The organism is Piscinibacter defluvii (genome assembly GCF_004011805.1).
Classification (GTDB): domain Bacteria; phylum Pseudomonadota; class Gammaproteobacteria; order Burkholderiales; family Burkholderiaceae_C; genus Piscinibacter; species Piscinibacter defluvii.
Map to the genome: position 1 here is coordinate 1 of NZ_RCHJ01000111.1, position 1,368 is coordinate 1,368.

The following is a 1,368-nucleotide window of genomic DNA, read 5'->3' on the forward strand; positions in this document are numbered from 1 at the left end:
CCCCCGCGCGGGCCAAGCGCCATACCGGTGCGGTCCCCTCAGCTCAAACGTTAGGCCTCACGAGGAACGACGGTGCGCCCCCTCGAGAATCGAATTCCACCGCCAGTCGTCGCCCTGCTCGTTGGGGCGGGAATGTGGGTTCTCGCGCGGTGGTGGCCGCTGATTCGGTTCGAGGTACCCTGGCCCGCGCTTTCGGGCCTATTTGTAGCGTCGTTGGGCGGAGTCGTCAGCAGCGCTGGCATGCGTGAGTTCAAGCGCGCAAAGACTACGGTCAATCCGCTACATCCCGATCGCGCTACCTCACTGGTCACGAGCGGCATCTACCGGTTCACGCGAAACCCAATGTATGTTGGCATCGTGTTCGTCTTGCTCGGTTGCTTCGTCGCCTTCGGTGCGGCCAGCGCACTTCTAGGCCTGCCTGTGTTCATCGGCTACATCACGCTCTATCAGATCCAGCCCGAGGAGCGAGCTCTTCTTGCCAAGTTCGGGAGCGAGTACGCCTCCTACACGGCTCAAGTTCGGCGCTGGCTGTGAGGCCTAACCCTTCGCTCGAGGCGACCCTCCACGGCTTGGCACTTGGGCCGCGAGGCAGTTGTTCATATCATCCGCCTCGCGGCCCAAGCGCCAACCCGCGGCGGTCGCCTCAGCTCAAACGTTAGGCGCCTCAAACGCCATCGTCTCGGAGCGCTGCGCTTATGAAGAAGCTGCTCTTGATTGCCTCGCATGTGCTGGCCGTTGCTCTCAGTTTCGCGCTCGGCATCTACACGCTGCCCATCCTCATCGCCCCTGCCGCGCCTTCTAGCAGCGAGGTCGCTGCGCAGGCGAGTTCAGCCCGCTACTCCGGTACGTTCCGCCGCGACCTCAAGGACAGTGACGCCCTGCACTGGGGAGAAGGGGCCGTGTCCATCGGCTCCAAGAGCATAGCTTTCGCAGGCGAGCTGGCACCTGGGCCCGACTACAAGCTCTACCTCTCGCCGGAGTTCGTGGAAACAGAGGCTGACTTTCAACGCCTGAAGTCAAGCATGGTTCGCGTCGGCGACATCAAGACCTTCAAGAACTTCGTGGTTCCCGTCCCAGAGTCAGTCGATCCATCGCGCTACAGCGCAGTCATCGTATGGTGCGAGACGTTCAGCCAGTTCATCACGGCAGCCAAGTATCAGTGAGTCGAGCCAAAGGCAACCGAGCTGCCGGCGCGAGCGAGGCGCCTAACCCTTCGCTCGAGGCGACCCTCCACGGCTTGGCACTTGGGCCGCGAGCCCGCCAGTGTCATCATCGGCCTCGCGGCCCAAGCGCCAATCCGGGGCGGTCGCCTCAGCTCAAACGTTAGGCCGCACGAAACGAACCACATGCGACTCCTCGGCCCAGAGG

Annotated in this window: 2 protein-coding genes; both read left to right on the top strand. The window is 63.1% G+C overall.

The features are described from left to right. The first annotated feature begins 132 nt into the window (after window positions 1-132). Window positions 133-534, top strand: coding sequence for a methyltransferase family protein (locus D9C15_RS33110; protein WP_205854983.1), 402 nt, complete (start codon window positions 133-135; stop codon window positions 532-534). 161 nt (window positions 535-695) lie between these two features. Further along, on the top strand, window positions 696-1,163 hold the full coding sequence (locus D9C15_RS33115) for a DM13 domain-containing protein (RefSeq protein WP_128003708.1): 468 nt from the start codon (window positions 696-698) through the stop codon (window positions 1,161-1,163). Window positions 1,164-1,368 lie beyond the last annotated feature (205 nt).